Genomic DNA, 8455 nt, shown 5'->3' on the forward strand with positions numbered 1-8455 from the left:
TCAATACCCTTGACTTTAATTAATGGTCGCAACAACTGATATAAATTTTGATCGTATTCACCATAAGGAGCCAGCCCCATGACTTTCCATTCTTCTCCTTTGACCACATCAAAACCACACAAGCCACAAACAAGGGCATAAAAATGACCCATGCTACCATTGCCAAAACCTTCTAAAAAAGGATTTTTAAAGTTGTGGATTTTCCCATCTTTGTATTGAAATAAATCATAGGAACCCCAACCACCATAGGCATCAACAATGGCACAAACAGCTTCATTAAAAGGGCTAGAATAACAAGCTAGGGCTGCATGGGCTAAGTGATGCTCATAATATCTCACATGGGTTTTATTTTTGAGTTCGGGATTCCCCAAAATACTATTACCAGCTAAAGTCATATTACTCGCTTGTCCGGCAATCACACTCTGAAATGCTGGCCAAGGCCAATTCAATTTTCTAAAAAAGTCGTTGATGTTATCAAAATTGCTCAAAAAACGAGAGACTTCTGACATAACTTTGGTCAGCAAAACAATGGGCTGACTCCAGCTAATTGCTAAAATTAATTCCGCATCTCGGTCACAATATGACTTGATTAAATCAGGGGTGCGAATTAAATTATCAGGAGGAGCATTAAACGCCCGTTTATTTTGTAAATATCGTTCTGTAGCTTCCGCAAACACTACTTCTCCTTGAGGATTAACAATAGCGATCGCTGGATCATGTAATGATGCAGATAAGCCGATATAAAATCTTTTGCTAGCCATAATAATTTTGGATTTTGGATTTTGGATTTTAGATTGGTAACTGAGCCTGTCGAAGTTTAGATTTTGGATTTTAGATTGACCCCATACCTTCTGCCCCCTGCCCCCTGCTCCCTGCCTGATTCAATTAATGCCACGGTTTAAAACATTTTTTAAAATATCTGCTAGGGTGACAACATGGGGTTGTCTGAGTACATTCATATGATTTCCGGGAATTTCATATACTTCAACTTTTTCCGAAGTTAATTTTTCCCATCCCCAAGTTTTTTGTAATTCATTTTCTGGTAACAAATCTCCAGTCCGTAATAAAGTAATCCGACCAGAGTACACAGAAGGTTTGTACTTTAAGAGGGCATTATTGTTGATTTCAACAATTCGTAGTAAACGCTTGACAGCAGGTTGACGCAATTTCATGAGTTTGACCATTCGTCCTGTAGCCCTGGCAATATTTGAGGGATTGAAAAAGTTACTCCAAGAACTAGATTGCAGACTATTTCTATCTGGATTGTGCTGTTGATTGGGATTATTTAACAGATAAAAATAGTCGTAGACATAAGGCCAAATATGGGGAACAATAGAACGCCAAAACACTGTAAACATTTCAAATTTAGAGTTTTGGGTCACATCGGGTGATGGTTGGTCAATTAACACCAAGAGGGCGACTGATTCACCTGCTTGTTGTAGCTGTTGTGCCATTTCAAAAGCCACAGTTGCCCCAAAAGACCAGCCCCCTAAATAATAAGGGCCTTGGGGTTGGACAAGGCGCAATGCTTGAACGTAATGCTCTGCCATGCCTTCGATGCTGGTTGATGGATTCTCATTGGCTGCTAAACCAATTGACTGGATGCCATAAAATGGTCGTTCCTCACCCAAAAGACAGGATAATTCATAATAGGGAAAGACTACACCAGCTAGGGGATGAGCACAGAAAAATGGGGGCTGTGTCCCAGCAGATTGTAGGGGAATTAAACAAGGAGGAATTGACGATGGAGTTGGTTGAGTAACTTTAATTGTTGTTGCAGCCAGCTGAAAAACTTGATCAGCTAAATAATCTATCAAGGCGGCAATTGTGGGATATTGAAATGTTAATGTTGAGGGCAAATTACATCCCAAACTATTTTGTAATCTGTTGCGTAATTCCACAGACATTAAAGAGTCCATACCCAGATCAAAAAATGCCTGCTGGGGATTTAGTTCAGCAGATTTTAAGCCCATGAGGTGAGCAACTTGGGTTTGGACGTGGGCTGTTAAAAGTTTGCGCCGATCGCTGGCGGGGGCTGTTTCTAATTGTTGTTGAAATTTGGTTTGGGAGGTTGGGGATAATGATGTGTTGGCGGGATCCATAAATTCCGCAAATAATTGCCGATCAACCCCTTGAGGAAGTTGTGCCAAAAATTTCTGCCAATCAATGGAAATCACGCCGACTTGGGGCTGTTCTTGCTGGAGCAAGTAACCTAAAGCTTGCAGTGCTGGCTGAGAATCCATGAGATTCATTCCCCCGATTTCCCACTGCGCTTCCCGTCCTTCACCAACAGCCGCCGCCATTCCTAATTTATTCCAAGCACCCCAATTGATACTTAATCCCGGTAAACCTTGGTGTTGACGATAATGAGCGATCGCATCTAAAAAGGCATTGGCTGCTACATAGTTACCCAAACCTAAAGCCCCGAGTATGGATGAACCAGAGGAAATCAAGGCAAAGAAGTCCAGATTCATCCCTTGAGTTAGGGTATGCAAATGCCAAGTTCCGGTGACTTTAGCTGCAAACACTCGGCGGAACAGTTCCCATTGATGCTCCCTTAGTAACCGATCTTCAAAGATCCCCGCAGCATGAATAATGCCTTTTAAGGGAGGCATTGATTGCTGTATTTTTGTCAACAAGGCTTCTATTTGGGCAAAAACTGAGACATCAACTGGTTCTACCAGGATTTTTGCCCCATTTTTTTCCATTTGCTTCAAGGTAGTTTGGGTAGCTGCATCGGGACTGCTGCGAGAGACAAGTACCAAATTTCTCGCTCCTTGCGCCACCATCCACTCAGCCATGACTAAACCAATTCCACCCAAACCCCCTGTAATCAGGTAAGTTGCATCTGGGGAATATTTGATTGGGGAGAATTGGCGCAATTCACTGCGTCGGAAACGTAGGGTATAAGCTTGTCCTTGACGAAAGGCTACATGCTCTGGGCTGTTAGTTTGGGGTGAGAAAATTTCTGCTAATAACTGAGAAACTTCATCCCCATGACTTAAGGGATCTAAATCGATTAAGCGACAGCGAAATTCTGGGTGTTCCATTGCTATAGTTTTACCCAAACCCCACAATGGTGATTGAGCCAAGGCTGGGGAGTTGTCAGCAATCGATTGACTGGCGCGAGTAATTAACCATAGGGCTGGAGGTTGGGGGAAATTTGCCTGAATCAGGGATTGCAGTAAGTGCAAGGTACTACCACAACTGAGTTCCAGGGAGGCTTCTAGGTCATTACTGCTAATATTTGGGAGATAGGGAGTATCGAGACTCCAGCAATGGATAATCCCGGTAATAGTGGTGTACTCAGCCTTGATGGTGGTGATTAGGCGATCGCATTCTTCGGGATTGGCGGCATTGATTGTAAATTTTCTTGTCTCCACCTGCTCATATTCTGTCCCTGTCATCACCAGGATTGGGGTTTTCCCTTGAGCTTCTAATTGAGGAACCAATTGCTGCGCCAGTCCTGTGCTATCAGCAAAAATCAACCAATGCTCGGCAAAAGTTGGTTTTTTGGTAATCACTTGATCCGCTTGAGCGACAATTACAGCTGATTGGGCGGCTAGTTGGGGATTACCTAACTCAGAAACGAGGTTAATAGCTTGAGGAAATCCTGTGGTGGCTAATAAGTTAATCCATTGTTGGCCATTCACCAAGGGGTAGTGGGGGCGCACATCAACATCGGTAAATCTCCACCATCCTTCGGTTAAGCCGAAAGTTAAATCGATCCAGCCCATGGGGCTACTGCCTTCAATCAGGATTAAAATGCCACCAGGAGCCAATAAATGGCGAATATTTTCTAAAGTTTGCTTTAAATCGGCTGTGGCGTGGAGGACGTTCGCCGCCAAAATGATGTCATATTGGTGGTGGTTAAAGCCTTGGGAGTCGGGGTTAACTTCAATGTCTAAGACTTGATATTTGACAAAGTCAAAGTCACTAAATTTTTGGGCGGCTTGGGTGGTAAACACAGCACCAAGATCGGTAAATACATATTCAGTTTGCTGGGGATTTAATAAGGGTAAGATACCAGCCGTTGTCCCTCCAGTACCAGCACCCACTTCTAACACCCGCAAGCCACGAGATGGAGGGAATTTTTCCAGGGCTGTAGCCATCGCCTTTTGTGCCAAGGTATTCATCAGCATGGAACCTGGCGATCGCTGGTACATATTACTGGCTGTTGTTAAGTCACCTTGGGGAAATAATAATTGTAAGGGGTCACATTCTCCTCGCAATACTGAGGCTAAGTTAGCACCACAACGAGCCAAAATTGTTAATTCCGCTTCTGCAACTGGGTGTTGTGTTAATAATTGTTGCTGACGAGATTGGGGGGATTTGTTTTCTGGTAAAGAAAGCACCTGCCAAACAGGATCAATATGTTGCAAAATACCCACTTCCTGCAACATTTCTAATAAACGATTGAGTAGGCGGGAATGTTGATTAACAATGCCTAACTTTTGGGCAATTTCTGCTAGGGAAAATTGTTGTCCGACTTGCCAAGTCCACCCCATTTGGGCAAAAGCTGCTAATAAATAGTCAATGGCTAACTCTTCCAGGTGTATCAGTGCAGCTTGGTATTCTGGCAGATTTTCTTGTTGGCTGAGTTGGGGAAATTGGGGTTTTAGTTGCTGATAAATTTCTAGGGGCGCAAGCAGATAATCAGGAGGGGAGTATTGATGACTAAAACGGAGTTGGGGTTGCCAATCCAGTTGATAGAGCCAATTTTGCCACTGTTGTTGATTATTATTTAATAACCCTTGGCGGTTGGTTCGCATTAACTGCAAACCTAATATTTGCACCACCAAGTCACCATCTGCATTGAATAAATCAACGTCAACAATCCGCATGGGTTGATTCACATCAATTACTGGACGAACTTGTAATTGGCTCCAAAGACGAAAGCCGATATTTCCATAAATTTGTAGTTGCTCAAACCCAACTTGTAAATAAATTTGCTGCGGATCTAAGTCCTCAAAAGCCACACCTAATGTTTGCAAACAGGCATCTAATAGAATCGGATGTATGGTGTAATTCTCAGCTTCTACTATTAAAGTTGGTGATAACTCAATTTGCCCGATGACTGTACCTTGATATCTTCCTAGTCTTTGCAAACTGTGAAAACTTGCACCTAAATCAATGCCCTGCTGACGACAAGTCTGATAAAAATCTTCTGGTAAAATTTCTGTTGTTTCTGCTGTAAACCAATTGTGCAGATTAGTCTTTTGCTGCTGTTTTTTTGTTGCCGCAACTCCTATTTTTCCAGAAACGTGGAGCTGCCAATCATGCTCTCCATTTTCGCTAAAAATTTGCAAGGAATAGTTCTGAGAATCCCTAGGGGATAAAATTAATTGTAGGGTTTTCGCCTCAGCTTCTGGCAAAATTAATGCTTGTTGAATAGAAAAATCTGTAATGGTTAAATTCCCTGGTGGTAAAACCTCTTTTCCTGCTGCCAATGCCATTTCTATGTAAGCCGTAGCTGGGAATACGGTGGTTTCATAAAGGCGATGATCGGCTAAAAATGGAGGGGAATTTTGACTGACTTGGGAGGTAAATAAAATGTCTTTTAAAGGTGAATGCAGCCGATTACCTAATAGGGGATGATGGTCATGGGTTGCAGGTAATAAACCTGGAGATGGGACATCATAATTCCCTTCTATCCAATACCTTTGCTGTTGCCAAGGATAGGTAGGTAAGGGTACACGAGATCGGGGATAATCTCCATAGAAACCTAACCAATCAATATCCTTTCCTTTGACATATAATTTCCCTAAACTATGGAGAATTTGCTGCCAATCTGATTGGCGTGGGTTGAGACTAGCTAACCATTCACCAGACTCACCATTTGAATTATCACTTTCTGCCAACTGCCCCATACCAATTAAGATGGGTTTAGCACCAATTTCTAGAAAGTATTGATAATTAGCTTGCTTGATTGTGGCTAAACTGCGAGCAAATTGCACTGGTTTTTGAATATGATTTACCCAATATTCAGGGGTGGCAATTTCTGTTTCTACCCAGGTACCACTAACATTGGAAATCAATGGTAACTGGGGAGAAGAATAACTAATTGTTTGTGCAACTTGGCGAAACTCAGCCAGAATCGGTTGCATTAAGGGTGAATGGAAGGCTTGAGAAACTTCTAAGGGCTTAGTTTTTATCTCTTGACACTGCAATTCTGCCACAATGGTGTCAATTGCTTCTCCATCACCAGAGATGACTAGATTTTCTGGGCCATTAATGGCTGCAATGCTGACTGAGTCAGGGTAAGGGGAAATGACACTTTGGATTGTCACCGCATTTGCCCACACTGCCACCATTTTCCCGTGGCTCTTGATGCCCTGCATCAATCGTCCCCTGGTGGCAATTAATTTAATCCCATCCTCCAAGCTAAATACACCCGCCACACAAGCCGCAACATATTCCCCAATGCTATGACCCATAACAACACTTGGTTGAATACCCCAAGAGCGCCATAATTGGTAGAGGGCATATTCTAGGGCAAAAATTGCCGGTTGGGCATAACCAGTTTGATCAATGGCTGTAGGCAAAGTATAAAGAATATCTAGTAAACTCACATCCAAGTACGGTGTAAGTAATTCGGCACAATGGTCAATAGCTCTGCGGAATGTGGGTTGGGTTTGGTAAAGTTCCTCACCCATACCCACAAATTGAGAACCTTGTCCAGTAAATAGAAATACTATTTTAGGTGGCTTGCTCTCAGTATAAATATGGTGGTAAAACGAGTCGCTTTCTGGATGAGAGAGGAAAGTGGTTAATTGCTGGCGCAGTTGTTGGGTGTTTGCTGCTACTAACCCTAAACGATGTTCCAGATGGGCTCTTCCTGTGTTGGCGCTATAGCAAATATCTGCTAGTGGTTGCTGAGGATGAGTATCTAAATGCTGGAGGTATTTTTGGGCTAATTGTTGCAAAGCAGGGGCGGTTTTTGCTGATATTGTCAACAAATGTAGTGATGGACTGGGCACCACCTGGGGCGATCGCTCCACTGCTGCTGGTGGGTTGGCGAGGATTACATGGGCATTGGTACCACTGGCACCAAAGGAGCTAACTCCGGCAATTTGCCGTGGTTTGTCTTCAGGCCAAGCTGTAGCTGTGGTAGTTACTTGAATTGGCATCTGTGCCCAATTAATGTGAGGATTGGGCTGATTGAGATTTAAATGGGGTGGAATTTTTTGATGTTGCAATGCCAATACCACCTTAATTAACCCTGCAATTCCAGCTGCGGCTTCCGCATGACCAATATTGGTTTTGACTGAACCCAAGAGTAAGGGTGTATCAGGCGATCGCCCCTGAGCAAAAACCCCGCCTAGGGCATTCACCTCAATTGGATCCCCTAAAGATGTACCTGTACCATGAGCTTCAATATACTGCACATCTGACGGCTGAACCTGCGCCGATGTCAAGGCTTGACGAATTAAATTTTGTTGCGCTGCCCCGTTAGGAACGGTAAAGCCACTGCTAGGGCCATCTTGATTGGTGGCTGAGCCTAAAATCACCCCTAAAATATTATCCCGAGCAGTCACGGCATCAGAGAGACGCTTTAAGACAACTATGCCGCACCCTTCAGAACGCACCATGCCGTTAGCCTCAGCATCAAAGGTTTTGCACCGACCATCGGCGGCTAACATGCGGGAACGACACAGAGCAATGGTGGTTGCTGGGGATAAAATAACGTTGACACCACCCGCCAAAGCTGTTGTGCATTCTCGATTGCGGAGACTCTGACAAGCGAGGTGAACCGCAACCAAGGAAGAAGAACAAGCCGTATTCACGGTTAAACTTGGGCCTGTTAACCCCAAACTATAAGATAAACGTCCGGCGGCGGCATAGACTGGTGTGCCAGTCACATCATAAGTATCCATTGACAACCGAGCCGATTCCCCCGCTGTTTGCAGATGTTGGGCGTAGTCATTGGCTGTAATCCCCATAAACACACCGGTGGGAGAACTAGCCAATCTGGGTTTAATTTGGGCAGCATTTTCCAAGGCTTCCCAACTCACTTGTAACAGCAAGCGATGGGCAGGATCCATATTGGCGGCTTCACGGGGAGAAATGCCAAAAAATAAGGGGTCGAATTGGTCTATGTGGTCTAAAAATCCCCCGAACCGGGTGTACATTTTGCCGGGGGTATCAGGATTGGGATGGAAATAAGCGTCAATATCCCACCGATCGCCAGGGACTTGGGTAATTCCCTGTTGTCCCGCTTGTAATAACTGCCAGAAGGCTTCAGGACTATTGGCACCGGGAAAACGACAACCTAAGCCAATAATAGCGATCGCTTCATTTTTTGCCGCTTCTTGTGCTTCCAGTTTTTTCCGGGCTTCTTGGAGGGCTAAAAGTAAGCGCTGAGGTGATGACATTTGTTCTAAATTGGTGGCAGAATCCTTGCTCATTGATCCGTTCCATATTTACTAACATTTGCTAACAAATACTTCTTGCT

2 protein-coding genes are annotated in these 8455 nt (G+C 43.9%); both read right to left on the reverse strand.

The genetic code is table 11. The annotated features are described in order from the left end of the window. The coding region (locus CALSC_RS01755; RefSeq protein ID WP_327331005.1) for a carbamoyltransferase N-terminal domain-containing protein at positions 1-761 on the reverse strand (761 nt) is incomplete at its 3' end. Between the two features lie 120 nt (positions 762-881). After that, entirely contained in the window at positions 882-8408 is a 7527-nt protein-coding gene (locus CALSC_RS01760) for a type I polyketide synthase (protein ID WP_088239712.1), read from the reverse strand. Positions 8409-8455 lie beyond the last annotated feature (47 nt).

This window comes from Calothrix rhizosoleniae SC01 (genome assembly GCF_900185595.1).
GTDB lineage: Bacteria > Cyanobacteriota > Cyanobacteriia > Cyanobacteriales > Nostocaceae > Calothrix_A > Calothrix_A rhizosoleniae.

Excerpts from the sequence above, each read along its gene's own strand:
- CALSC_RS01760 (WP_088239712.1), bottom strand. The coding sequence starts at position 8,408 with ATGAGCAAGGATTCTGCCACCAATTTAGAACAAATGTCATCACCTCAG.